This is a genomic window from Bacillus sp. RC51 (assembly GCF_044908115.1).
GTDB lineage: Bacteria > Bacillota > Bacilli > Bacillales > Bacillaceae_G > Bacillus_A > Bacillus_A mycoides.
In genome coordinates this window covers 190,318-214,933 of sequence record NZ_JBIYCW010000002.1, presented here as the reverse complement: position 1 = coordinate 214,933, position 24,616 = coordinate 190,318, and the positions used below count along the sequence as shown (strand labels likewise).

Sequence of the window (24,616 nt, the reverse complement as noted above, 5' to 3'; positions counted from 1 at the left end):
TAAAAAAGGAAACGCCACACGTTCCCCTTAATTACTTTTCTCTTCATTTGCTTTTTGAACACCACGAAGTGTTTTTACTCGAACTTCATCTTGTTCAAAGTATTGTACTAAATCACCGATACGGTCAATTGATTCCCAACTTAAATGATGTTCAATTCCTTCTACATCATTATAAATTTTGCTTTCATCCACACCGATAATGCGCATAAACTGTTCTAACAATTCATGACGATATACGAGACGTTCACCGATTTTTTTACCTTTTGATGTTAATACAAGCCCTCTATATTTTTCATAAATTAGATATTCGTCTTTGTCTAATTTTTGTACCATTTTTGTTACAGAGGATGGATGTACACTAAGCGCTTCAGCAATATCAGATACACGGGCATAACCCTTTTCATCAATCAACAAATAAATTTGTTCAATATAATCTTCCATACTAGGGGTAGGCATCGGTTTCCTCCATCCAATTTCATTTTGCTTATTCCGTACGAAGCAATCAATAAAATGATACACCAGAAAGAATAACGTGACAAGGTGGAAACGAGCCTAAATATATAAAACAAAAAAAGAATCTAGATTCCCCTTATGTAAAATATTGAATTTCTGCATCTGGAAAATACTCATATATATAACCTCGTATTGTTTCTTCTAATACTTCCACATCATCCTTTTGATATACATATTTCCCAATACCGTATCGTCCCCATTTATATTTCCGCTTCTCTTCATCCATTTCAAGTTTCGTATTCGGATAACGTTCTTGAATGACTTTTTTGGCTGGTTTCGTAAAACGATGTTGAATTAATTCGAACGTTAAATTTGGTATCGTCATGTCTTTTAACGCATTGTACAATCGTTCAAACAATTCACGGTACCCTTCTTCCCACCCTTCATGCATATAAATTGGCGCAACAATAAAGCCAAGAGGATAATTAGCCCCCGCTACTTTACGAGCAGCCTCAATTCGCTCTTCAAATGGCGATGTCCCTGGTTCAAAGTTTTTAATAACATAACGTGAATTAATACTAAATCGAAAACGCGTTTTCCCATTATGCTTTGCATCTAATAAATGATCAACATGCGAATATTTCGTAACGAAACGTAAACGTCCATGTTCACTTTCTCCGATAAACTCTATCGCCCGCTTTAATGCATGTGTCAAATGATCAATTCCAACGATGTCTGATGTACACGCCGCTTCAAATCTTGTTATTTCAGGGGCCCTTTCATCCATATATTGCTTTGCCTTCTCAAAGATTTCATCTAAATTCACATACACCCTTACGTAAGGTTTACTCCCAAGTGTCGTTTGCAAATAACAATAATGACAATGTCCCATACACCCTGTTGCAAGCGGAATTGCATATTCAGCTGAAGGTTTTGATGTATCGAACTTTAACGTCTTCCTCACCCCAACGACAAGTGTTGCTTTTGCATTACGATACTTTTGCAATTCATTTTCCCCTGGAAAATTTCTAATTTGATTGTGTGATGTCGTTTCACGAATTTCTAATCCCATCTTCGTAAACTTCTCATAAAGCTCTTTTCCAAGCGGATATTCGAGTGCCCTCGGTTCAAAGTAAACGAGTTTTGGCATAAATGGTTTCATGTGCTTCCCTCCTCTCGTTAGTATGGGAAGCACATGAAAATTAACACAGATTAAAGTTTTCCACTTCAGTAACTTGCTTTGCAAGTTACTGACTGTTATAATTTGGATAACAGCTACCTTGCAAGGCAAGTTACCTGGATAAAAGGTGGTGAAATCATGCACAGCCAAATGTTAAAAGGTGTACTAGAAGGTTGCATTCTATATATCATTTCACAAGAAGAAGTGTACGGATATGAACTAAGTACAAAATTAAATAAACACGGCTTTACATTCGTAAGTGAAGGAAGCATCTATCCTTTATTGTTACGCATGCAAAAAGAGAAACTTATTGAAGGTACATTAAAGGCTTCCTCTCTTGGACCGAAGCGAAAATATTATCACGTAACTGATAAGGGATTAGAACAACTTGAAGAATTTAAAAAAAGTTGGGGAATGGTTTCAACGACGGTAAACAACTTATTACAAGGGGAGTGATAGGGATGAAGGCGAAAGATTTAATCGAATTAAATAATCAAAAGCGTAAATTATTAAATGCAGAAAATGAAACCACCTATAGTGACATGTTAATATACATCCGCCTAGCTAAAGTGCCAGAGTACCAAGCAGAAGAACTGCTAATTGAAATTCTTGATCACCTTATTGAAGCTCAACAAAAAGAAAAAAGTGCTTATGATATTTTTGGTGACGACTTACAGGCGTACTGTGACGAGCTAATTGCTGCTCTACCGAAGCAAAGTTTATGGGAACAATTATCGATTCCTTTATTTATAACTAGTTACTTGTTAGCAATATACTTTGCTATTTCTTCCGTAATTGCATTGGTATTTCCCTTATTTTCAAATGAAGCACGTTTTAAATTTGTACACATTGATTTCATTTATCTGCTCGTATTTATCTTGTCCGTACATCTTATGATACGTTTTGTTTTCGATTTTATTAACACTGATTTATTTAAAAACACAACAACTATTTGGAGGCATATAGGCAGTTTTTTAATACGCCATAGCCTATGGATACTATTAATTGGTATTTCCTTTTTATTTATAAAAAAGCCCTATACTACTTTGCAAATTTCACCTTGGATTGGCGCTTTACTTGCCATCTCTTGCTATGCACTATATAAACTTTTCTTCAAAAAAGAATACTTAGAATTTAAAAAGGAGTAACGAGGTTATGACCGAAAAAGAAATGGTTAAGTTAAACAATGAAAAAAGAAAATTATTAACACCTGAAAACGAAGCTGCTTATGGTGATATGCTTATTTATTTACGCTTTACTAGCGTTCCGCAAAAGCAAATGGAAGAATTGCTTTTAGAAATATTGGATCATCTTTTAGAAGCGCAAGAAGATGGTAAAAATGCACATGATATTTTCGGAGAAGATTTAAAAGCTTACTGCGACGAATTGATTAACTCTTCAGAGCATCAAAATTCTTTCCAACAAGCTACCGTTATTGGATTTGCAGTTAGTTTATTATTAGCTATTCAAATTGGATACGATACATTTACTACTCTTATGCAAAAACTATTTACAGATACAAACACTTCAGAAATTCCACTTAGTATTCCTGGAACAATATTATCTGCTATCGTTTTAACAATCGGTGCTTTCATAACTTTTTCGTTATTTAGACGTTTTTCTTTTACAATACTGGTTTCCTGGAAACAAAAAGCACTCCTCTTATTATCAGTGTTTATACCTTTTATCTTATCAGTTTTTTCAAACGTATTTTTTAAAACACAACCATACTTATTTTATAATTTGTCTATTTGGCAAGGTGCTCTTGTTACACTTTCTTTTTATATTCTGTACAAATTTTTATATAAAACATCTAAATTTTAACAGCCTTTCAAACGGCTGTTTTTCTTCTGTCTAATTTTACAAATTGAAAAATTTCATAAAGAAAATAAGAAAAATGCAAAATAATTAAAGTTAATTGTTGACGTGATGCTTTTATTATCGGTATCATAAATCTTCGTGAGCAATTATTTTTCGTTATACGATTTTTTTATTATTATTGAATTTTTGAGAGGAGAAATTTGATGTCAGTTAAGAAGAAAACGCAAGTACGCACCGGCAAAATGGTACGTGAACTAATGTTAGCAGACGAAGATGTAAATGCTTCGCTAATTATGGTATATAGTGAAAACGGTGTAAACGCAGAAATTAAAATCGAGGGCTTAACGCCAAAATGTAACGAAGAATTATTTTTGAGCGGAAACGTGGATTGGAACAAGAGTGTTATTTATAAAATTGTTGATTTCACTGGGAACGCTGAGGTTGGTAAAGTTACATTAACAGCGATGAACAAAAATAATGTTTCTCTAGAAGTTGAACGCGTTATGTGGAGCAAAGAAAATAAAGAAGCTGCTGAGCAAGAAGAAACAGTTGTAGAAGCTACTCCGAAAAAAGAAGTAGTTGTAGAAGCTCCAAAAGCAGTTACACCTGCTCCAAAGCCTATTACGCGAGTAGAAACACCTGCTGCACCTAAACCTACTCCGGTACCAACGCCGAAGTCAGTAAGTGTTGAAGCAGCTATAGAACTATCTACTCCAGCACCTGTGAAAAAAGCAGTACCTACTCCAGTTACAAAGCAAGAGACAGCACCGGTTACTCCTACAAAACCGAAGCAACCTGCTTTGACTGAAACAAATACAAAACTACAAGAAAATTATGTTAAACTTGTGAAAAAGACAATTGAAGTTTGTCAAGATTACGAGCTTGGCATCGACATAGATGATTCTATTGAAGGATTAAAAAAAGAACTACAAAGCCAAGGTATTAGCGTTACATTCGACAAAGAAATTATGGACGTTGTAAATCGCCTTCGTTCTTTACAAGATAAAGGAATCAAAGTAGAAAAAGTACTTAATTTACTATAAGAAATAAGGAGATGGCGGTCGCCATCTCCTTATTTTTTATAATTCCATTCATTACTTTCATACTTCTCTTTTGCTAAAGTTTGAACTTCATGAAGCTGTTCTTCTGTTAGTTCATACGGCACAAGCTCTATATCTAAACCTTTTTCAAATCCAGTTTCAAACGCTTTAATTAACTGTTCAATCGTAAATGTACGGTCTGTTAATTCATTAATCGCTACCGCTTTAGAAGAAAACATGTTTTTCATACGCTCTTTTACTCGCTCATTTGGGAATAAAAATAGGTCGTATAACTCATCTAAATCTATTTCTAACGGAATAGAACCGTGTTGTAATATAACACCTTTTTGACGTGTTTGAGCACTACCCGCGATTTTTCTTCCCTCAACTACAATTTCATACCAAGATGGTGCATCAAAACATACTCCTGAACGCGGATTTTTTAAATTCTCACGATCCGCTTCTGTTTTCGGAACTGCATAATACGCTTCTAATCCTAATGCCTTAAAACCGTCCAATAAGCCTTGCGAAATAATTCGGTATGCTTCTGTAACTGTTTTTGGCATATTCGGATGATCTTCAGACACAATAACACTGTACGTTAATTCTTTGTCATGTAGTACACCCCTGCCGCCTGTTTGACGACGAACGAATCCATATTTCTTTTCGTTAACTACATCCATATTTATATCTTTTTCAACACGCTGGAAATACCCGACTGTTAATGTTGGTACTTCCCATTCATAAAAACGAATTGTTGGTGACATTTTCTTTGCACTTTGCCAATTTAATAAACATTCATCTAACGCCATATTAAATGCTGGTGAACATTGACCAGAGTTAATATAACACCATTTTTCTTTTCCCATCCTGCACCTCATATAACCAATTATTTTTCACATTCTCTAGTCTACCAAATTCGACAAAATTTGTGAAAGAATACGAAATTTCTTCTTATATACAAATGAATCTGTTGCATAAATACATATGGGCATTATAATATTGAAAGTAGGATAAGAAAAAAGGGAGCGATAGAATCGTGTCAACAAACTTGATTATTATACTAGCCGCAATTGCAGCATTCATCGGCTACACTGTATGGATGTATTTCTATCAGAAAAAATTAATTAAAACACTTTCAGAAGATGAATTTCGCGCTGGCTACCGTAAAGCACAGCTTATCGATATTCGCGAAGCGGATGAATTTAACGCGGGACATATTTTAGGTGCGCGTAACATTCCATTATCACAAATTCGCCTTCGCCACAAAGAACTCCGCCAAGATCAACCGGTTTATTTATATTGCCAAAGCGGATTCCGTACAGGTCGTGCAGCTCAATACTTAAAAAAACAAGGCTACACAGATTTCTACCAATTAAAAGGTGGATTTAAATCTTGGTCAGGAAAAATTAAAAAGAAATAATATACAAAAAACTAGCTGCACGATACAGCTAGTTTTTTCATTCCATATTGTTCGCAATGTACAGCAGATTTTGTTTAATCACATCTTCAGCTTTCTCATCTACATTACGATATAATAGCTGATATTCAATCCCCTTCTCTTTCCATATAAGCGTAGCAAATTCGTCCCCTCGCTCGTAATCATCCTTATTTTTAAAATAAGCAGGTGCTCCATTATTCAATTTCATTTGTTCTTGAAATCGATTCTCTTCTACGAGGTATGGAAAACTGTAAGAAAAGTTGGCCACTGTTAATTCTATATAATCGTGCCTTCCTTTCTCTTGTTGCTTATATTTAATCGTTAAGACAGCATTCTTCTTTCCCATCGTTCTTACCTCTCCCTTCACATCACTCGTAATGTCATAAGGTAAAAACGTTGGAACTTTAAACTTTGCCGGAAAATATTTTGGAAGTTCCTTTAGGGGAATCGGATCAGTAACACGGTCCTTAGCCCCTCCTGTTGTTCCTACAAATGTTTTTTCTTCTTGCATCGTTTGCTGAAATGAACATGAGCTAAGTATTACACTAGAAAACACGAAACAAATGATTCCTTTTTTCAATTTGTTTCCGCCCTTTCATACCGCTCTCTTAACGAGCGAAGCGTTTATACTCTCTTCTATTCGCTTCGTTATCAAACGCCTCCTCCGAAAACTTTCCACGTTATTCTCACACATTTTGACAAAAATTCTTTGCAGACATAGAAAAAAGACCTCGCTATTCTTACGCCCAAATAAAAAGGTTACGCGAATAACAGAAGTCATGCTTATAACATAGATTGTGAAAAGCTTTTCAGGTCAAGATTTTTTTCATTCTTATTATTTTCCCCTTATAATTAAGTAAAGAGGTGATACATATGGCCAATATAAAACAAATTGCAAAAACTGCTGGTGTATCTATATCAACTGTTTCTCGTGTTCTTAATAATCATCCTTACGTAAAAGAAGAAAAGCGTAAGCGTGTTCTAGATGCAGTTGAAGAATTGAACTATGCAAAAAATATAAATGCTATCCATTTAATAAAGGGAAAAACGTATACAATCGGGGTTATGCTACCTTTTATTAATCTTCCGTACTTTAGCACGATCATTGAAGGAATCGGAAACGAAGCGTTAGCAGCTGGATATCATATTAATTTATGCCAAACGAATTACGATAGTATTGAAGAAATTCGCGTTCTTGAAATGATGAAAATGAAACAATTTGACGGGATGATTATTTGCTCTCGCACGAGTTCATGGGAACAAATTGAACCGTTCGCAAAATTTGCTCCTATTATTTCATGTGAAAAAATGAACCATCCCCTCATTTCATCTGTCTATGTAGATCATTACGAAGGATTCCGCCTTGGTACTTCCTATTTACTCAGTAAAGGTCATGAAAAAATCGGCATTTGTTTAGCAAGAAAAACAAGTGTTAATTCAATCGAGCGTGAAAAAGCTTTCGCCGATACTCTTCGTCACGAAGGAAAAACAGTACACCCTGATTGGATTTTTCATCAATGTTATACGATGCAGGACGGGGCAAAAATACTTCATCGTATTTTAAACATGAAAAATCGTCCAACCGCTATTTTCACAGCGAACGATCAAGTAGCTGCTGGTTTATTAACAGAGGCGCGAAAACATGGCATTCGCGTTCCTGAAGACCTTGCTATCCTTGGATTTGATAATCATGAAATTTCAAAGGCGTTAGAAATTTCAACTATTGAGCATCCTGGTCTCGCAATGGGCTCACATGCTTTTTCTTTATTCCATAAACAGATTCAGAACGAGCAAATTGTCGGGAACGCAAAAGAGCTTTCATTCCATTTAATTGAGCGAGATACTGTCTAAAAAGAGCGTTACCTATTGCGCTCTTTTTCAGCTCTTCACCTATTGACTTTATATTTTTTATCTCATATAATGAACCTAACGAACGGTAGGTAGGGGATGAAAATGACAGCAAACCGCATTAAAGCTGTAGCACTTTCTCATTTCGCGCGCTACGGCTACGAAGGAACTTCATTAGCAAATATTGCTCAAGAAGTTGGGATTAAAAAACCATCGATTTACGCACACTTTAAAGGAAAAGAAGAGCTATATTTTACATGCTTAGAATCCGCTCTTCAAAAAGATTTACAAAGCTTCACTGACGATATCGAAAATTTTTCAAAATCGTCTACTGAAGAATTGCTAGTAAATCTGTTAAAAGGTTATGCAAAACGATTTGGTGAAAGTGAAGAATCAATGTTTTGGTTACGAACTTCTTATTTTCCGCCGGATGCATTTCGCGAACAAATTATTGATAAAGCGAATGTACACATTGAAAATGTCGGAAAACTTTTATTCCCTGTGTTTAAAAGAGCAAGCGAACAAGATGAACTGCATAACATTGAAGTAAAAAACGCTTTGGAGGCTTTTTTATGCTTACTTGACGGCCTTATGGTTGAACTACTATACGCAGGTTTAAATCGTTTTGAGACACGTTTAGAAGCTTCTTGGAAAGTATTTTGGCGCGGCCTTTCAAACTGACGGATTGCTCCTTTGCAATGCGTCGTTTTTAAGCCCTTTACCTAACGACTGGTAGGAAGGAGAAATGACATATGGCATGGATTTATGTAATCATAGCTGGTATTATTGAAATTTTTTGGGTTATTGGACTTAAAAAAGCGGAGGCACCACTTGAGTGGGCTGGTGTTGCTCTATTAATTACAATTAGTTTCGTCTTATTATTTAGAGCATATAAAGATTTACCTGTCGGCACTGTATACGCAGTCTTTACAGGAATTGGAGCTGGTGGAATCGTTCTTACAGAGATTTTCATCTTCGGAGAACCTTTCTCTATCGTAAAAGTATTATTAATCGGTTTAATCTTCTTCGGAGTAATTGGTTTAAAACGAGTAACAGAAGAAAAAGAAGCGAAGGAGGCCGCATAAAATGGCTTGGGTATTTTTAATTCTAGCTGGTATTTGTGAAATTGTTGGTGTACTCTTTATGAAAGTAGCCACTGAAAAGAAAGGCTGGGCACCAAAAGTTATTTTAATCGCTAACTTTGGCGTAAGCTTCTTCTTCTTATCTCTTGCAATGAACACATTACCGATGGGAACTGCTTACGCAATTTGGACTGGAATCGGAACTGCCGGAAGTGCACTTCTCGGTATTCTTATTTTCCGCGAGTCAGCGGATTGGCGTCGCCTTGCCTTCTTAAGCTGCATTCTATGCGGCGCTGTTGGCTTAAAATTATTAGGCTAACGTGAGGTGAATGTCATGTGGAAAGAAAAAGGAAAACAAATGTTAGCATGGATTACACTCGGGATCGTCATTCTATTACAAATAAGTTTTCATATAATAGAATGGCTGTTTCATAAAGTACTATTCATTCTTACATTCCTTCCTAACATGGCACTTGAAATTGCATCTATCGCTTGGTCAATTATTGCCTCCATTACAATCGTGATTATATGGAGTATCGCCAAGCTATGGAACAAGTTATTTAAAAAGGACAGTTCTTCTGAAAAGAAGTAACTGTCTTTTTTTTATCCCGCTATTCGCGGGCAGTAAGACCCCCACCTCAAAATTCGGCGAATGCGAGGGAGTTAGGTGGGAGTCGGGCTGCCCGTAAACGCCCGATTGGTGAAGGCTAATAATCAGTGGGGATGGACAAAACCCCCACTGATTAAAGTTTCACTTTATATTCATTCAGGTTTTCTATAGAAATTTGATGCGATCAGACAAAGCAGACCAGCTATGACAATACTTATACCAATCCCTTTATGCAAATTAGGAAATGACGGTGGTATATCTGAGTAAAAATTTGCTAATATGAGACCGATTGAAAATAACAGTACTCCTATTCTATATAACCACTTTCTTTTGTTCATCATTCTCCCTCCTAAAATTTTTCATATCCTTCTTTCTTTTGGACATACTACCTAAAAAAGGAGTGGATAGTATGCAGAATTCTATACATAAGCAAATCCTGTTTTTATTTTTCCTCTTTCTCATTTTCGTTATCGTTTTCAGCTTTATATTACATACTCCGAAAGATGTGCCTAATAGCCTTTCTGTTTATAAACTTTTGCTCTCGTATTGCCGTTATTGAAAAAGGTGCCTTTTATAAGGCACCTTTTAAAATTCTCTCTTCTCATACAATTTCACTGAAACGAAGATAGATACTATGAACATGCAAATTGAACTAACGAATAACACGCTGTTGTATAGTTGAATTTGTTCCAGGTTGATTTGAAACAAAGTTTCTAAAATAACAATCGGCGCCATGAATATTACTATCGTAATAAAAATAGTTTTTTTATACCCTAGCCAAAACGATATCGGTAAAACAAAACTTAAATAAAGCTAATACTAGCAACCATTGTCGTTTCAATAAATTCAAATAGGTTAACCCCATTCTTCATTCCCATCGTGAAACAACCGACCGTTACGCTTATAAAAAGAATAATAATTGCTACTATATATTTCGCAAATACAATTTGTTTTCTCAATATTGGTAAACTATTTACTATAACTTCACTCTCATTTTTACTATCTGCTTCAAATGTTTTTACTGTTGTCCCAATTGTAATAATTACTGACATAATTATGAATAGATTTTCCGTATCTGTTAAAGCCATATAAAAGAAAACAGGATACAATATGTACCAAATTAAAAATTTCCATTGATGATGAAATCTTTTAAAATTAGTTGTTTCAACACTATTCTCCTCTCTCTTACAAATCACGCTCACTATACAAATTAATTGAGAATAACATAGACATGATATATAAAAGAAGCAGCCCTGCTATAAAACAAATATTTACGACTGCACTCGTGCTCCAAACATTCTCTACATCTAACCATACGTTACTTACAATCAGTCCACTTAAATACCCAAATGCTATTCCGATAAAAGGAGCAATTTGTTTTGCACTGCTATACCCTACTGAAAATTCAATTGGAAGTACAATTATGCTATAAACAAAACCACCTGTTATTCCACCAAGAATCGCTCCCCACAGCACAAATCCAGTTATATGTTCATTTTGTAACTGAATCAAACCAACCACAAGTGAGAGAATCCCCCCTAACGCAACTAAAATACTTACAAATATGTATTTTGCTATGACAATTTCTTTACGTTGTAACGGTAAACTATTTACTATTATTTCACTTTTATTTTTCCCCTCATAACTCATTGACAGTACCATGCCAAGAAAAGGTATAGATAAGCTAATCGTCATAAGGAAGCTATCACTACGAAAATCAACAATAGCAAGGAAAAACAAACATATAAGATACGCAAACCCTAACTTTCTTTGCAACACTATATCTTTTAAGACTAATTGCTTGATCATGTTTTACCCTCCTAATATGAAAATGTCCCTTCTATAACTCTGCCTCCTGAAACATTTTCATTGAGAGAAACATTGATATGACTATACTTACTAACACTCCGATACCAAGAACACTCATTGCTAGTGTAGCCTCTTGAGAGTGGAGTACTTTTAACATAATTATTTCATCACCAAAAATATTGCACATAAGGCCAATCATACCCATTAAAGGAAAAATCATAATCACATTCAAGACAGTAATAGCTTTATATCCTCCAATGTAATTAGTAGGTATCGTTACTACACAATAAATCAAAGTTGCTACTATTGCTGAAAATATTGCATATCCAGGAATAACTATATCTCTGTCCAACAAAATATTTCCTAATATTACGACTATAGAAGTTATGCTCAAACCGACTATAATAAATAATGTGCTTGAAATATATTTAGCTATAACTATCTCTTTTCTCATTATCGGCAAACTCACTAATACTTTTTCTATTTTACTTTTCTCGTCATAATAAAAAGAAATATATATAATCGTACTACATGTTATAAATAATCCTATTGCAATCCCCATCGGTTCTACGGAATTTCTAAAAACAGATAAAATAGGTATTAAAAAATAGAAAGGAAACATCTTCTTCTGTAAGAAAAACTCCTTCAAAATCAACTGTTGCATCTGAATTCCCCTCTCTATAAATCACGCGTTTCATAAATTTTAATTGTAAGAAACATAGAAATGATATAGACACTAGCTAATATAATTCCTCCAAGTATAAATACACCAATATGCATTGGATTCATAATCCACTCAATGAATGAAGGTGCTGTTTCATTTAGCCCATCACTAATAAATATCCAAAAGATTCCCCCCACTCCTATTGATGCTGCTGATACTATACTTCTTACTACCTTCGATTTTGTACCATAATAACTAGGGAAAAACGTGACAACCAAAAATACGGCGTAAACAACTCCATTTATTACTTCATACCATGGAATTTCAATGTATAGATTAGGATGATATGCACCGATATCACCAATGACCACAATGCCTCTTATAAGAAAAACAACTAGCATAGTGGAAACCATGCCACCTACAATGAATATTGCACTGGAAATATATCTAGCAATAATGATATCCTTTCGACTTACCGGTAAACTATTTATAATAATGTCACTTTTATTCCTTTCATCCATAAATATTAACGTCATAACGGAGGAAAGAGTTATAAATAGACAACTCATCGGAACTAACAATTCACCACTTGGATCTAACATAAATAACATAAGGGGCACAATAAGATTCACTAACCAAGTTACCCGAAAAAAGAATAAATCTTTATAGATGAGCTGACGCATAGGCACCTCTCCCTTTCGCAGTGTAAACGATGATATCATCTAATGTAGGTTTTTCTAGTACAACCTCATTTCCAAACCAATCTATAATTGCTTGTTTATCCTTCGCTAAACCTTCGAAACCAAATTTATTTTTTCGTAATCCAACAAATAGTTCTTTTCCTTCTCGATCTAATAAATCATTGCTTCCCTTTACGATTACGTAGTTCGCCATTAATTCATCTTTTTCACCAGTAAATATAATTTCTCCATCGTTGATAAACGTAATATAATCTGCAATACGTTCTAAATCCGTTGTAATGTGGGTTGAGAATAATACGGATACTTCATCCTCCATTACAATCTCTTGCAGCATATCAAGTAATTCACTTCGAACAACTGGATCCAATCCTGCTGTTGGTTCATCCATAATAATGAATTCCGCATGGTGTGAAAGTGCGATTGCAATCGCAAATTTCATTTTCATCCCTTTGGATAACTCTTTAATCTTTTTATACGTTGGAACTTGTAATCTCTGCATATACGATTGATACTGCTTTTCGTCCCACTTTTTATATAACGGTGCAATAATCCGTTTCATTTGCTCACACGTTAAATCTTCGTAATAATGATTTTCATCATACACAAAACCGATATTTTGTTTTATTTCCTTTTCGGCTTTCTTATTGTCCTTACCAAAAATTTTTATATCACCGCTCTCTTTTCTGATTAAATTCATAATCATTTTGATCGTCGTACTTTTTCCAGCTCCATTCGGTCCGATAAATCCCATAATATATCCACGTGGCAATGTAAAACTTACATTTTTCACTGAGAAATCTTGATAAGTTTTACAAACGTTTTTTAGCTCTAACATCTCTTATTCCCCCTTGTATAAACACGCAATCATCTGTTGCAACTCTTCCAGTGAAAGCTGCAACACTTTACTTTCATTCACAATCTCTTCCACTTTACTTTCCAATAGACGTAGCCGCTGTTCTTTTAATAGTTCATTATTTTTACGTGAAACATAAGTCCCCTTCCCAGCAACAGTTTCTATATATCCTTCTTTTTCAAGCTCCTCGTATGCACGCTTCGTTGTAATTACACTAATTTGTAATTCCTTCGCTAAGCTACGAATAGACGGTAATTGGTCTCCACCCTTTAAACCACCATTTAAAATAAGCTGGCTTAATTGTTTTCTTATTTGCACATAAATAGGGTCTTGGGAAGAATTCGAAATAATAATATTCATGTTTTCCTCCAGTGTGTGTATATACTGTATATACTTTGTATACACAGTATATACACAACATCCTATTTTTGGCAAGAAAAAAAGACCAACATTTTCCTGTTGGTCTTTCGTATATGTATCACTTTTCAAAGCGATCTAACATTTCGTCTCTCATTCCGAAACTAACAACCGCAATTCCTACATACATAAAAAGAAGGAATGCTGGATGAACTGTATTGTACCAGCTGCTATCAACAATTAAATAAATCGTTAACGCCACAACAAGAACAAACGCTAAAATAAACATATAAAAGTGTCGTGTATTACCCATGATAAACTCCTCTCTTCTCTCTTCACCATTCAACAGTATATTGTATCGAATAATTCGATATGACTCAAGGTTAACTTTCTGTTATGTAATCAAGTTCTACCTTTACAATGTCCTCACACGCTATTGAAATGATTGTTCCTTGTTTATCAATCGCTGTCACTTCTCTATTATCCATTACACGGTGCGCTACTCTTTCTAACACTTTCCCTTGGTCTCGGTAACAAAATTCTTTTACATCTTTAATTGTTTCTCCATTTTCTAAATGGTATACCATTCTATAACATCGATATCCCACACTTCCACCCCCGTCTTGCTCGTTTTTTCACATATACATAAAAATGAGTAATTTCTACCTCATCACATCTTCTTAATTTCAATAAAATTCTAACAAAAATAAATACTTTTATCAAACCGACTTTTTCAACAAAATCACCTATAAAACCGTATCTTTACAGCAATATGAAACAAAAAATATAAATTTTTAACATTTTTTTCATTCTAGCCACACCAATTTTGCAAAAAAAAGAACCCGCATGTAGCGAGTTCTTTTTTTTCCAATCACACTTGTACAGGTGCTAGCTTTTCATAACGTAAAACTGGTTTACGAGCAGCCAATGTTTCATCTAAACGTTTTATTACTGTTGTATGTGGTGCTTCTTGTACAACTTCTGGATTTTCTTCTACCTCTTTAGCAATTTGAATCATCTTATCAATGAAACCATCTAATGTTTCTTTTGATTCTGTTTCTGTTGGCTCAATCATAATACATTCTTCCACATTTAATGGGAAGTAAATTGTTGGTGGATGGTAACCGAAATCAAGCAGACGTTTTGCAATATCTAATGTACGTACACCAAGTTTCTTTTGACGACGACCAGATAATACAAATTCATGCTTGCAATGTCTATCGAACGGAAGATCATAGAATGGTGCTAATCTTCTCATCATATAGTTCGCATTTAATACAGCATACTCAGTTACTGCACGCAAGCCATCTGGGCCCATAGAACGAATATATGTGTATGCACGAACGTTAATTCCGAAGTTACCATAGAATGGTTTCACACGCCCAATTGCTTCTGGACGATCATAGTTAAAGTGATAGCCATTTTCTGTTTTCTCCAAAATCGGTTTTGGTAAGTACGGAATTAAATCAGCTTTCACACCTACTGGACCAGAACCTGGACCACCGCCGCCATGCGGACCTGTAAATGTTTTATGAAGGTTTAAATGAACAACGTCAAATCCCATATCTCCTGGGCGTGCTTGGCTTAATACCGCATTTAAGTTTGCACCATCATAGTATAATTTACCGCCTGCGTTATGGACGATTTCTGCCATTTCTAAAATATTTTCTTCGAATAGGCCTAATGTATTTGGATTTGTTAACATAAGTGCTGCCGTTTCTTCGTTTACAACACGTTTTAAATCATCTAAGTCAACAAGACCATGTTCATTTGATTTCACCGTAATTGTTTCAAAACCAGCTACTGTTGCAGACGCCGGGTTTGTTCCGTGAGCAGAGTCAGGAACAATTACTTTCGTACGGTTAAAGTCACCGTTCGCTTCATGATATGCACGAATCAACATTAATCCTGTCCATTCTCCGTGTGCACCAGCTGCTGGTTGTAACGTAACAGTATCCATACCTGTAATTTCAATTAAATGTTCTTGTAAGTCATACATTAATTCCATTGCACCTTGCACTGTCTTTTCATCTTGAAGTGGATGAATATTTGCAAATCCTGCGAAACGAGCTACGTTTTCATTAATTTTAGGATTATACTTCATCGTACAAGACCCAAGTGGATAGAATCCTGAATCCACACCGTGGTTACGGTTTGAAAGCGCTGTGTAATGGCGCATAATATCAAGTTCAGATACTTCTGGAAGCTCTGCATCTTCTACTCGAATATAATCACTCTCAAACACATCTTCTAATTTTACTTCTTCTACATCTAATTTGGGTAAGCTATATCCTACGCGTCCTTCTTTAGTCACTTCAAAAATAAGTGCTTGGTCTTGGTTCTTCATTGGATAGCCCCCATTTCGTTTACAAGTGTGTCAATTTCCTCTTTTGTACGAAGCTCTGTTACTGCTACAAGCATATGATTTTCATGCTCTTTATAATCACGGCCTAGGTCGTAACCACCGATAATATTCTTTTGTATTAATACATCATTTATTTCTTTAACTGGACGTTTGCAATCTACAACAAATTCATTAAAGAATGGTCCAGCGAACGTTACAGTGAAGCCTTTCGCTTCGAATTGACGTTTTGCATATTGTGCTTTAGAAATGTTTTGACGTGCCATTTCTTTTACACCTTGTTTGCCAAGTGCCGTCATTGCAACAGAAGCTGCTAATGCATTTAACGCTTGGTTTGAACAAATGTTAGACGTCGCTTTATCACGGCGAATATGCTGTTCACGTGCTTGTAACGTTAATACAAATCCACGTTTACCATCTGAATCTACAGTTTGTCCGACAAGACGTCCTGGAATTTTACGCATAAATGCTTTCGTTGTTGCAAAGTAACCACAGTGCGGTCCACCAAACTGCGTTGGGATACCGAATGGTTGTGCATCACCGATTACAACATCAGCACCGAATTTTCCTGGCGGTGTTAATGCACCTAATGATAATGGATTTGAAGAAACGATAAATAATGATTTTTGTTGATGAACGATTTTTTCGATATCAGCTAACTTTTCCACTTGTCCGAAGAAGTTTGGATATTGAACGATTACACAAGCAACTGTATCATCTACTTCACTTTGTAATACTTCTAAATCTGTTACACCGTTTTTATGATCAATTTCAACAACTTCAAGATTTTGACCTTTTGCATATGTTTCAAGTACCGCTCTTGATTCTGGATGAACTGCCTTAGATACAAGAATTTTCTTTTTGCGAGTATGACCAGCTGCTAGCATTGCCGCTTCAGCTAAAGCTGTACCTCCGTCATACATAGAAGAGTTTGCTACATCCATTCCTGTTAATTCACAAATCATTGTTTGGAATTCAAAAATTGCTTGTAATTCCCCTTGTGAAATTTCTGGTTGGTATGGTGTGTAAGCTGTATAAAACTCTGAACGAGAAATAACATGATCAACAATTACTGGAGCGTAATGATCGTATACACCTGCTCCTAAGAAAGAAGCATATTCTTTTAAATTAGCATTTTTACTAGCCATTTGAGATAACTCTTTTAAAAGCTCTGGCTCTGATTTTGCTTCTTTAATTTTTAAATCCCCTTTAAAACGAACACTCTCTGGAATATCAGAGAATAATTCGTCGATCGTTTGAACGCCGATCGTTTGTAACATTTCTTTTTTGTCTTCTTCTGTCATTGGAAGATAACGATGCAACATGAAATCTACCCCTCTCCCCGTTACTTTGAACGTTTATAAAATGGTGTTGGAACAACTACTGCTTTGACGCGTTTATTACGAATTTCAATTTCTACTTCTGTATCAACTGCTGCGTATTTTACATCAATTAGTGCTAAACCAATGCTTTTCTTTAACGTTGGAGATTGTGTACCACTCGTTACTTCCCCGATTTTTTCTTCTCCTATAAATACAGGGTAATGCGTACGAGGAATACCGCGTTCGATTACTTCGATGCCGACTAATTTACGAGATGCACCGTTTTCTTTTTGCTCTTTTAACGTTTCTTTTCCAAAGAAATCTGCTTCTTTATTTGGTTTTACCGCAAAGCCAATTCCCGCTTCAATCGGTGTAATATCTTTTGATAACTCTTGTCCGTATAACGGAAGTGTTGCTTCGAAGCGAAGTGTATCACGAGCACCTAAGCCACATGGTTTTAAGCCCTCTTCTGCTCCCACTTCAAGAAGTTTCTCCCAAAGTTTTGCTGCCTCTTCACTCTTACAGTAAATTTCGAATCCATCTTCACCTGTGTAACCTGTACGAGATACAAGTGCAGGAATTCCATCTACAAGAATATTATTTTTAAATTTAAAGAACTTAATTTCTTTCAAATCTTCTGACACAACTTTTTGTAAAATGCCTTCTGCTTTTGGTCCTTGAATTGCAAGCTGCGCAACTTCACTAGAAACATTGACTACTTTCGCATCGCCAATTACATGGCTAGCTAACCATTCGTAATCTTTCTCGATATTTGACGCATTGATTACTAATAAATAGTCTTCTTCACCACGTTTGTAGATTAATAAATCATCTACTGTGCCACCATTTTCATAGCACATAGCTGTATATTGTGCGCCCCCTACCTTTAAGGTAGATACGTCATTTGTAACAACACGTTGTAAAAATGCTAAACTATCTACACCTTTTACCTCTACTTCTCCCATATGAGATACATCGAACAAACCTGCTCCTGTACGTACAGCTTCATGTTCCTCTTTAATGCTTGAAAATTGAACTGGTAATTCCCAACCACCGAAGTCGACTGTTTTCCCACCATACTTCGCGTATACATCAAATAACGGTGTACGTTGTAATGTAATCATGCTCTTTCCCCCTTATGCTCTGACAAATCAATAAAAGTTGCTTCCCATATCTAAACATTTTCATTCTGAAAAGATAGGATATACGGAATCTCACTATATTTTTTTATGAAAGCGTAAATAAAAAAGTGCTTTCTTGGATAAAATACGAAAGATTCCACACATTTCACACCATTATCCTAACATCATTCGCTATATTTCATCAATATTCTAGCATAAAAAATAATTTAGAATTTTTTATTCTTAATCCTATTAAATACAACTTTTAAGATTTAGACCTTTATCGTTGTCTATTCTTTAACTTTTAGTAATTGTGATAGCGCCTTATTACAAGGCTTATAATAAAGATTTTTTTAATAATCACTTTAGTTTATAAAAGGTGGGAGAGTCTTAATGAATGTCGATATTTCCGTAGATCGAACGTGGCAAAATAATTTTTTAAAAAGAATTGATGAAGATGGCCCTTGGACAAATTGGGATTTATATCATTTAGCTTATAAAACAGAGAAATCGTTACTCGTCCCTACTTTTGATGGATTGCAAGCACCGAAACATTTATCACATTTCACGCCGCTTCCACATCAATTAGAGGTCGCTCAAAATGTCATTGAACAAATGAATGGTAAAGCGATTCTAGCAGACGAAGTCGGACTTGGAAAAACGATTGAAGCTGGACTTATTTTAAAAGAATATATGGTTCGAGGACTTGTAAAAAAGGTACTCATTCTCGTTCCAGCTTCTCTCGTATCTCAATGGGCGTATGAACTAAACACAAAATTTTTTATTCCTGCGGTCGCTCAAAAGAAAAGTTATTCTTGGGAACAAGCTGATGTCATCGTTTCATCAATCGATACTGCGAAACGTTCACCGCATCGCGATATCGTTTTAAACCTAGAGTATGACCTTATTATTATCGATGAAGCACATAAACTAAAAAATAATAAAACAAAAAACTATGAATTTGCACAGCGATTAAAAAAGAAGTTTTGTTTATTACTAACTGCAACTCCTGTTCAAAATAAAATCGATGAAATCTTCAACCTCGTTTCTTTATTAAAACCAGGTCATTTAGGCAATCAATCTAATTTTGAAGAATATTACGCTTCTAAAAATCGTTCCACTGAATCCGATGAAGATTTAAAAGCTCTTATCAATAAAGTAATGGTTCGAAATAGACGCAATAACACTGGCATTGATTGGCCGAAGAGGCATGTACGAACAATCTTCGTTGAATTCAATGAAGAAGAACAAGCTTTGTATAATGAAATTGAAAATTGGCGTGGACAAGATGCCGTCACATCTGCTTTCTCATCCTTAACTTTAAAACGGGAAGCATGTAGTAGTCGTGAAGCTGTTTACTATTCATTAAAAAAACATGTAGAAAAAAGACAGAAAGAAAATGAGCACTACATAAAGGACCCACATATTGATGTGCTGATGGACAAAATTAATCATATTCCGTTCAACTCCAAAGCAAATAAAGCACTAGAGCTTATAAAAGAAGTTGACGATAAAGTCATTATCTTCACTGAATATAGAGCTTCACAAATGTATTTACAATGGTTCTTACAACAACATGGCATTTCCTCTGTTCCATTTCGCGGTGGATTTAAGCGCGGGAAGAAAGATTGGATGAAGGAGCTTTTCCAAAATCATGCCCAAGTATTAATTGCGACCGAAGCCGGTGGTGAAGGAATTAACTTACAATTTTGTAGCCATATGATTAATTACGACTTACCGTGGAATCCAATGCGACTCGAGCAAAGGATTGGACGTATTCACCGTCTTGGACAAAAAAATGATGTTCATATTTATAACTTAGCAACAAAGCATACTGTTGAAGAGCACATTTTAAAACTACTATATGAAAAAATTAATTTATTTGAACGTGTAATCGGTGAACTCGATGAAATTTTAACGAGAATCAACATGAAAAATATTGATGCGCATATTCAAGAAATTTTCGCTCAGTCAAAAAGCGAAGGTGAAATTCGAATCAAGATGGAAAATTTGACATCTATTATCGATTTTGCGAAGCGCAATGAAGCAGAGGTGCAAGACTATGCAGCAAAATGAAATTCATAATTACTTATATAACTTTTTTGAGGCGAATAACTGCGAAATTTTAGAACGTTCCCCTCACCTATTAGACGTGCAGTTAACAATTGAAATGGATAAATTATTAATGAACCGCCCTTTCTATTGGCACTATCTTGAAAAAACAGGAGGCGTTCCGAACCCGATGCGCCTTACTCTTATTACAAATCCGGAAAACGAAGAAAATGACGGTGAACTTATTCATTACGGTTCACCACGTTTGCATCAAATATTTGAAACAACAAAAGAACTAGGTTCATACATACGTTTATATGAGGAAGTGAAACATAGCGGGGCAACTCATACCCCCCTTCATCCTTGGCTTGGTGTAAATATAAAAGTATCTTATCAATGCGACCGAAAAAAAGACATACTTCATTCCATCGGTATTCATCTTATTTCTGGGACAATGATTGCAAACTTTCATGACACTTTAGCAGAGATCAAACTCACACCGAAAATACCTGATTTTTGTTTTACTCTTTCGCCTATCATTAAGCCACAAAGTGGCTTACAACGTATAGAGGATGCTTTAAAAAATATAATCGCAGAAGATGACCATACGTGGGCAAAAGAAGCGAGAGTGCGTTGGAATCACGATTTAGACCTTTTAAATCGATTTTACGAAGATAGCGATGAACTTCCAGAAAGCTATGAAATTGAAAAGCAAGCATTACAAGAACAATACGAACCACGCATTACAATACAAATTATAAACGGTGGTCTCTTTTATGTTACCGCACATCATTTTCTATCTTAAAGAAAGCTCCTTCAGATTGAAGGAGCTTCTTTTAAGATATGTTCCCAGCCTATTCTCTATCTTCATTACGCTCTTGCTGTTTTTTCTCTGTCATACGTTTCTGATATGCACGATCCTTTGCACTTACATGGTTTGCATCAGTTGGCAGATTCTCTTTTGAACGACCAATTCCATTACTCATCTTTTTCGCCTCCTTTTTGCATGTTTCAAAATGCATCTTTATTTTCAGCTAGAGGCACAATCCTTATACAAAAAAATAAGAGCAGCCAGTAGCTGCTCTTACTCATTCACGTATTTTTGAAACATATCATGGATGCCTTGATTTACGAGGTTCGAGATCTGTTCGTCAGATTTATTCGGATAACGATCACGCAATCTGATAGATGCCTTCACCATTAAATTTTCTAATACAGAACGGCCACCTTCTCCATAAATAATTTCAGCATACTTAACAAGTCTTCCATCCTCTAATGTTGCTGGATTATGATTGAAGAAAAATTTACTCATTGTCTCCACCTCTCTCTTTGATAACGTTTACATTTATATAGATTATTTATGTTATTTATTTCACAATATTGTATGCATGTATATTTAATTGGTTTCATTATAAAGCAACATATCAATAGTAAATATGTGATTTTCCGTCCATTTTGTGAACAAACCAAAAATGAAAGCGTTTCCTTTATTATATACTAAAAAAACTTACTACGCTAGGGGCAATTTTTTAATCTACTAATCATCTACTTTTCTTTTTTTCATTAACCTTATACAATTTTCAGAAATTATATTATAAAATATATGTATGACTTAAGGAGGCCATGTATGAATCAAAATAAAAAAGCTATATTAGATCTTGTCTTTTATCTCGTATTCCCATTCCTCATTTGGAAATTTGCAAAACCTTATATCGATCCTTATTACGCAATGTTAATTTCCTCTGTTCCGGGGATTATTTATACACTGTATACCTTTAAAAAAGAAAAACAGCTTAACGTTACAGGGTTCTTTATTTTAATTACACTTATTTCTAATACAGCGGTAGACTTAATATCTGGGTCGGCTGAACGAATGCTATGGAATGATGCATATTATCATATCGTACTTGGCTGCATCGTTATATGTACAATCTTTATAAAAAAACCACTCATGTTATATTTCGCAGCTGATATCGCAGCACTGCAAGGTCATGATCGTGATAAAAGCCGTGAGCTTTATCGTGATAGTCGTATATATCCAGCACTGCAATATTTAACACTATTTTTCGGCCTTCAATTTATATTAAAAAGCTTCTTGAAAATCTATTTCATCTCTGTTTTCGGTGTAGATGGATATGGTGAAATGAGAGCTATTATGACCGCTGTTGGCTGGGGGATTTCTATTTGTATCGGAATTGGATTTGTATGGGTAAACAATAAAATACATGCGGTTACTGAGGAAAAAGAGTCTGTGCAATAAACAAAAATCCCCTAGCATCTTGTTATACTAGGGGATTTTTGTTTTGCTAAACATATTACGAAAAAGTTAGCTTGATTTTTTTCTTTTATTTTTTACATTTCGATAAAACAAAGCAGCGCTCAGTGGCATAACACCAAACCATTTATTTAAGAATGGCTCTTTCTCCGCACGACGTTGTTGTTTCTGTTGTTTTCGATCCTCTTTTGGAGCATCCATATATGACACAAATTGCTGTGTCACAAAGCGTACATAATCATTAGTAGACATATTATCATCACCTCTACTTGATTAGTATGTCCACTTTTTTATTCATTAATCTTTTGCTTTAATTCATTCATAATTTGTTTTACCGATTTATTCGTCGTATCGATATGAATATGAGCCTCTTCATAATGAGCTCGGCGCGATTCAAATTTCATCACAAATGCATCTATATCTTTCTTCTGAAATAGTGGACGTGTCGTATCTTCACGAAGCCTTTCTGCAATTACATGTGGATCACAATATAAATACACGACAGTTCCATTTTCCTTCATCCACTTTCGATTTTCCGCTCGTTCAATAATCCCTCCACCAGTTGTAATAATTACATTCTGAACCGGTAGTGAACGTAACATTTCACTTTCATATTCGCGAAAAGCCATTTCGCCTTCTTCTGCAAAAATATACCGAATCGCTTTCTCTTTCTGCTCTTCGATTTTTTGATCTGTATCTACAACTTCCATATGGAGTTCTTTACTTAAAGCTTTTCCAATTGTTGTTTTCCCAGCTCCCATATAGCCGGTTATGTATATAGATTTCATTTTCGTTCCTCTCAATCATCCGTTATTATTTGTTATTATAACGAAAGATGTTACTTTATTTAATAAAAAAAACGTTTTGTTCTTCTTGTAAAATGAAGAACAAAACGTAACATACTCGCTTTTACTTATAAGTACCTCTTCTCACCCACTGCGTTGCAATCCATTTCTCACCTTTCGTTACAGGTGCTCCTCCATGTAACGTAAGCTCATTTAGTGATTGATCTTGATAAAAGTACTCAAAGTATACTGCCATTCCCTTTCTAGGGTGTACAGAAAGATTTAATTTCGGAAAGAATGTTTCTCCGCCTTCTTCTACATCATTTAAGTACATCACAAGAGTACTTATACGATTATTAGCAGCTGATCTACTATGTTCCGCAAAATAATCATAGTGCGCTTTATATTCTTGATCTACTTCATAATTTAAAATGTGCAATCCTTCTCCATGCGCTACAGGAACATTCGTGATAGATGAAATTCGTTTTTCAATCTTCGAAGTTAGTTCATTCTCTTCCAAAAATGCACCGCTACTCGTTCGAATATCATTTACATCACGTGATGAACCAACTTTAGAACGTTTCATCTTACTTTTAGACAATTCAATTAATTTGTCGCACTCTTCATCACTTAATACATTTGCTAATACGACAATAAGAGGTTCTTCGAATTTTGAAATAATTTGTATTTCCCTATCCTCTGTCATAATCGTATTTCCTTTATGATCAAAAATAGTTTGTTCCTTATTTTCACCTATTTGATTGTTGTTTGTCATTTCCTTATCTCCCTAGAAAAAAATGATTGGATAGCATGAATATATCATATTCTTTCTACCTTTCT

At 35.1% G+C, this 24,616-nt stretch carries 34 protein-coding genes and 1 pseudogene; 14 read left to right on the top strand and 21 right to left on the bottom strand.

Annotated elements, in window-relative coordinates; translation table 11 throughout:
• Positions 1–27 precede the first annotated feature (27 nt).
• Both mntR and splB read right to left on the bottom strand, forming a co-directional pair.
• Positions 28–456, bottom strand: a complete 429-nt coding sequence (mntR, locus tag ABH959_RS05850) for a transcriptional regulator MntR (RefSeq protein ID WP_002143106.1) — start codon at positions 454–456, stop codon at positions 28–30.
• A 133-nt stretch (positions 457–589) separates the two neighbouring features.
• A complete protein-coding gene (gene splB, locus ABH959_RS05845; RefSeq protein WP_002015042.1) occupies positions 590–1,615 on the bottom strand; it encodes a spore photoproduct lyase in 1,026 nt (341 codons plus the stop codon).
• Between the two features lie 156 nt (positions 1,616–1,771).
• Here splB and ABH959_RS05840 point away from each other — a divergent pair, with 156 nt between their 5' ends.
• The 4 genes from ABH959_RS05840 to ABH959_RS05825 all read left to right on the top strand — a co-directional run bounded on the left by ABH959_RS05840 (position 1,772) and on the right by ABH959_RS05825 (position 4,497).
• Entirely contained in the window at positions 1,772–2,089 is a 318-nt protein-coding gene (locus tag ABH959_RS05840; protein WP_000556081.1) for a PadR family transcriptional regulator, read from the top strand.
• A gap of 5 nt (positions 2,090–2,094) precedes the next feature.
• A complete protein-coding gene (locus tag ABH959_RS05835; RefSeq protein WP_215588492.1) occupies positions 2,095–2,781 on the top strand; it encodes a DUF1129 family protein in 687 nt (228 codons plus the stop codon).
• A 7-nt stretch (positions 2,782–2,788) separates the two neighbouring features.
• A complete protein-coding gene (locus ABH959_RS05830; RefSeq protein ID WP_372488340.1) occupies positions 2,789–3,457 on the top strand; it encodes a DUF1048 domain-containing protein in 669 nt (222 codons plus the stop codon).
• Positions 3,458–3,657: 200 nt separating this feature from the next.
• Positions 3,658–4,497, top strand: coding sequence for a hypothetical protein (locus ABH959_RS05825; RefSeq protein WP_002138306.1), 840 nt, complete (start codon positions 3,658–3,660; stop codon positions 4,495–4,497).
• 29 nt (positions 4,498–4,526) lie between these two features.
• Here the strand turns inward: ABH959_RS05825 and ABH959_RS05820 are convergent, their stop codons facing one another.
• Positions 4,527–5,363 carry a lipoate--protein ligase family protein gene (locus tag ABH959_RS05820; RefSeq protein ID WP_002015039.1) on the bottom strand — a complete coding sequence of 279 codons (837 nt, stop codon included), beginning with the start codon at positions 5,361–5,363 and terminating at the stop codon, positions 4,527–4,529.
• A 170-nt stretch (positions 5,364–5,533) separates the two neighbouring features.
• Here ABH959_RS05820 and ABH959_RS05815 point away from each other — a divergent pair, with 170 nt between their 5' ends.
• Entirely contained in the window at positions 5,534–5,917 is a 384-nt protein-coding gene (locus tag ABH959_RS05815; protein ID WP_002015038.1) for a rhodanese-like domain-containing protein, read from the top strand.
• 37 nt (positions 5,918–5,954) lie between these two features.
• Here ABH959_RS05815 and ABH959_RS05810 read toward each other — a convergent pair whose 3' ends face one another.
• A complete protein-coding gene (locus ABH959_RS05810) occupies positions 5,955–6,491 on the bottom strand; it encodes a hypothetical protein (protein WP_002129065.1) in 537 nt (178 codons plus the stop codon).
• 317 nt (positions 6,492–6,808) lie between these two features.
• Between ABH959_RS05810 and ABH959_RS05805 the strand changes: the two genes are divergently transcribed.
• The 5 genes from ABH959_RS05805 to ABH959_RS05785 all read left to right on the top strand — a co-directional run bounded on the left by ABH959_RS05805 (position 6,809) and on the right by ABH959_RS05785 (position 9,457).
• On the top strand, positions 6,809–7,786 hold the full coding sequence (locus ABH959_RS05805; RefSeq protein WP_404492378.1) for a LacI family DNA-binding transcriptional regulator: 978 nt from the start codon (positions 6,809–6,811) through the stop codon (positions 7,784–7,786).
• Between the two features lie 96 nt (positions 7,787–7,882).
• Positions 7,883–8,464, top strand: a complete 582-nt coding sequence (locus ABH959_RS05800) for a TetR/AcrR family transcriptional regulator (RefSeq protein WP_002138312.1) — start codon at positions 7,883–7,885, stop codon at positions 8,462–8,464.
• Positions 8,465–8,535: 71 nt separating this feature from the next.
• On the top strand, positions 8,536–8,868 hold the full coding sequence (locus tag ABH959_RS05795; RefSeq protein ID WP_000312339.1) for a DMT family transporter: 333 nt from the start codon (positions 8,536–8,538) through the stop codon (positions 8,866–8,868).
• 1 nt (position 8,869) lies between these two features.
• Positions 8,870–9,184 carry a DMT family transporter gene (locus tag ABH959_RS05790; protein ID WP_002015033.1) on the top strand — a complete coding sequence of 105 codons (315 nt, stop codon included), beginning with the start codon at positions 8,870–8,872 and terminating at the stop codon, positions 9,182–9,184.
• Positions 9,185–9,199: 15 nt separating this feature from the next.
• Positions 9,200–9,457, top strand: a complete 258-nt coding sequence (locus tag ABH959_RS05785) for a DUF3975 family protein (RefSeq protein ID WP_088040143.1) — start codon at positions 9,200–9,202, stop codon at positions 9,455–9,457.
• Between the two features lie 170 nt (positions 9,458–9,627).
• Here the strand turns inward: ABH959_RS05785 and ABH959_RS05780 are convergent, their stop codons facing one another.
• From ABH959_RS05780 to gcvT, 12 genes and pseudogenes are all read right to left on the bottom strand, one after another.
• Entirely contained in the window at positions 9,628–9,813 is a 186-nt protein-coding gene (locus ABH959_RS05780) for a hypothetical protein (RefSeq protein ID WP_016092304.1), read from the bottom strand.
• A 247-nt stretch (positions 9,814–10,060) separates the two neighbouring features.
• A pseudogene (locus ABH959_RS05775) lies at positions 10,061–10,646 on the bottom strand (ABC-2 transporter permease).
• A 14-nt stretch (positions 10,647–10,660) separates the two neighbouring features.
• Positions 10,661–11,284 carry an ABC-2 transporter permease gene (locus tag ABH959_RS05770; RefSeq protein WP_404492377.1) on the bottom strand — a complete coding sequence of 208 codons (624 nt, stop codon included), beginning with the start codon at positions 11,282–11,284 and terminating at the stop codon, positions 10,661–10,663.
• A 31-nt stretch (positions 11,285–11,315) separates the two neighbouring features.
• The gene (locus ABH959_RS05765) at positions 11,316–11,948 is read right to left on the bottom strand and encodes an ABC-2 transporter permease (protein ID WP_012261704.1); all 633 of its coding nucleotides are present in this window, start codon (positions 11,946–11,948) and stop codon (positions 11,316–11,318) included.
• 14 nt (positions 11,949–11,962) lie between these two features.
• Entirely contained in the window at positions 11,963–12,631 is a 669-nt protein-coding gene (locus ABH959_RS05760) for an ABC-2 transporter permease (protein WP_404492376.1), read from the bottom strand.
• Positions 12,612–13,484: an ABC transporter ATP-binding protein gene (locus tag ABH959_RS05755; protein ID WP_404492375.1), complete on the bottom strand. Its 873-nt coding sequence runs from the start codon at positions 13,482–13,484 to the stop codon at positions 12,612–12,614. The genes ABH959_RS05760 and ABH959_RS05755 overlap by 20 nt, the downstream gene beginning before the upstream one ends.
• 3 nt (positions 13,485–13,487) lie before the next feature.
• The gene (locus tag ABH959_RS05750; RefSeq protein ID WP_002190660.1) at positions 13,488–13,862 is read right to left on the bottom strand and encodes a GntR family transcriptional regulator; all 375 of its coding nucleotides are present in this window, start codon (positions 13,860–13,862) and stop codon (positions 13,488–13,490) included.
• Between the two features lie 118 nt (positions 13,863–13,980).
• Positions 13,981–14,172, bottom strand: coding sequence for a hypothetical protein (locus tag ABH959_RS05745; protein ID WP_002088608.1), 192 nt, complete (start codon positions 14,170–14,172; stop codon positions 13,981–13,983).
• Between the two features lie 70 nt (positions 14,173–14,242).
• Positions 14,243–14,446, bottom strand: a complete 204-nt coding sequence (locus ABH959_RS05740; RefSeq protein WP_000262495.1) for a DUF3929 family protein — start codon at positions 14,444–14,446, stop codon at positions 14,243–14,245.
• 284 nt (positions 14,447–14,730) lie between these two features.
• Complete coding sequence (gene gcvPB, locus ABH959_RS05735) at positions 14,731–16,206, bottom strand: aminomethyl-transferring glycine dehydrogenase subunit 2 (RefSeq protein WP_002122485.1); 1,476 nt, start codon at positions 16,204–16,206, stop codon at positions 14,731–14,733.
• On the bottom strand, positions 16,203–17,546 hold the full coding sequence (gene gcvPA / locus ABH959_RS05730; RefSeq protein WP_113935573.1) for an aminomethyl-transferring glycine dehydrogenase subunit 1: 1,344 nt from the start codon (positions 17,544–17,546) through the stop codon (positions 16,203–16,205). Before gcvPA ends, gcvPB begins: the two co-directional genes overlap by 4 nt.
• Positions 17,547–17,566: 20 nt before the next feature.
• A complete protein-coding gene (gcvT, locus tag ABH959_RS05725) occupies positions 17,567–18,667 on the bottom strand; it encodes a glycine cleavage system aminomethyltransferase GcvT (protein WP_113935574.1) in 1,101 nt (366 codons plus the stop codon).
• A gap of 390 nt (positions 18,668–19,057) precedes the next feature.
• Between gcvT and ABH959_RS05720 the strand changes: the two genes are divergently transcribed.
• Complete coding sequence (locus tag ABH959_RS05720) at positions 19,058–20,740, top strand: DEAD/DEAH box helicase (protein ID WP_002015016.1); 1,683 nt, start codon at positions 19,058–19,060, stop codon at positions 20,738–20,740.
• A complete protein-coding gene (locus tag ABH959_RS05715; RefSeq protein ID WP_113935575.1) occupies positions 20,727–21,521 on the top strand; it encodes a YqhG family protein in 795 nt (264 codons plus the stop codon). The genes ABH959_RS05720 and ABH959_RS05715 overlap by 14 nt, the downstream gene beginning before the upstream one ends.
• A gap of 49 nt (positions 21,522–21,570) precedes the next feature.
• Here the strand turns inward: ABH959_RS05715 and ABH959_RS05710 are convergent, their stop codons facing one another.
• Positions 21,571–21,702, bottom strand: coding sequence for a hypothetical protein (locus tag ABH959_RS05710; protein ID WP_002088613.1), 132 nt, complete (start codon positions 21,700–21,702; stop codon positions 21,571–21,573).
• Between the two features lie 98 nt (positions 21,703–21,800).
• Positions 21,801–22,028 carry a hypothetical protein gene (locus ABH959_RS05705; protein WP_000032698.1) on the bottom strand — a complete coding sequence of 76 codons (228 nt, stop codon included), beginning with the start codon at positions 22,026–22,028 and terminating at the stop codon, positions 21,801–21,803.
• Between the two features lie 72 nt (positions 22,029–22,100).
• Between ABH959_RS05705 and ABH959_RS05700 the strand changes: the two genes are divergently transcribed.
• Entirely contained in the window at positions 22,101–22,217 is a 117-nt protein-coding gene (locus tag ABH959_RS05700) for a GTP pyrophosphokinase (protein ID WP_080019198.1), read from the top strand.
• 126 nt (positions 22,218–22,343) lie between these two features.
• A complete protein-coding gene (locus tag ABH959_RS05695) occupies positions 22,344–22,976 on the top strand; it encodes a VC0807 family protein (protein ID WP_002145755.1) in 633 nt (210 codons plus the stop codon).
• A gap of 66 nt (positions 22,977–23,042) precedes the next feature.
• On the opposite strand, the gene ABH959_RS05690 is transcribed toward ABH959_RS05695, so the two are convergent.
• The 3 genes from ABH959_RS05690 to ABH959_RS05680 form a co-directional block, all read right to left on the bottom strand.
• A complete protein-coding gene (locus ABH959_RS05690) occupies positions 23,043–23,243 on the bottom strand; it encodes a YqzE family protein (RefSeq protein WP_002015009.1) in 201 nt (66 codons plus the stop codon).
• A gap of 38 nt (positions 23,244–23,281) precedes the next feature.
• Positions 23,282–23,779 carry a shikimate kinase gene (locus tag ABH959_RS05685; RefSeq protein WP_113935577.1) on the bottom strand — a complete coding sequence of 166 codons (498 nt, stop codon included), beginning with the start codon at positions 23,777–23,779 and terminating at the stop codon, positions 23,282–23,284.
• 121 nt (positions 23,780–23,900) lie between these two features.
• Positions 23,901–24,551 (bottom strand): 2OG-Fe(II) oxygenase, encoded by a 651-nt coding sequence (locus ABH959_RS05680; RefSeq protein ID WP_219303532.1) that lies wholly within the window; start codon positions 24,549–24,551, stop codon positions 23,901–23,903.
• Between the last annotated feature and the right edge of the window lie 65 nt (positions 24,552–24,616).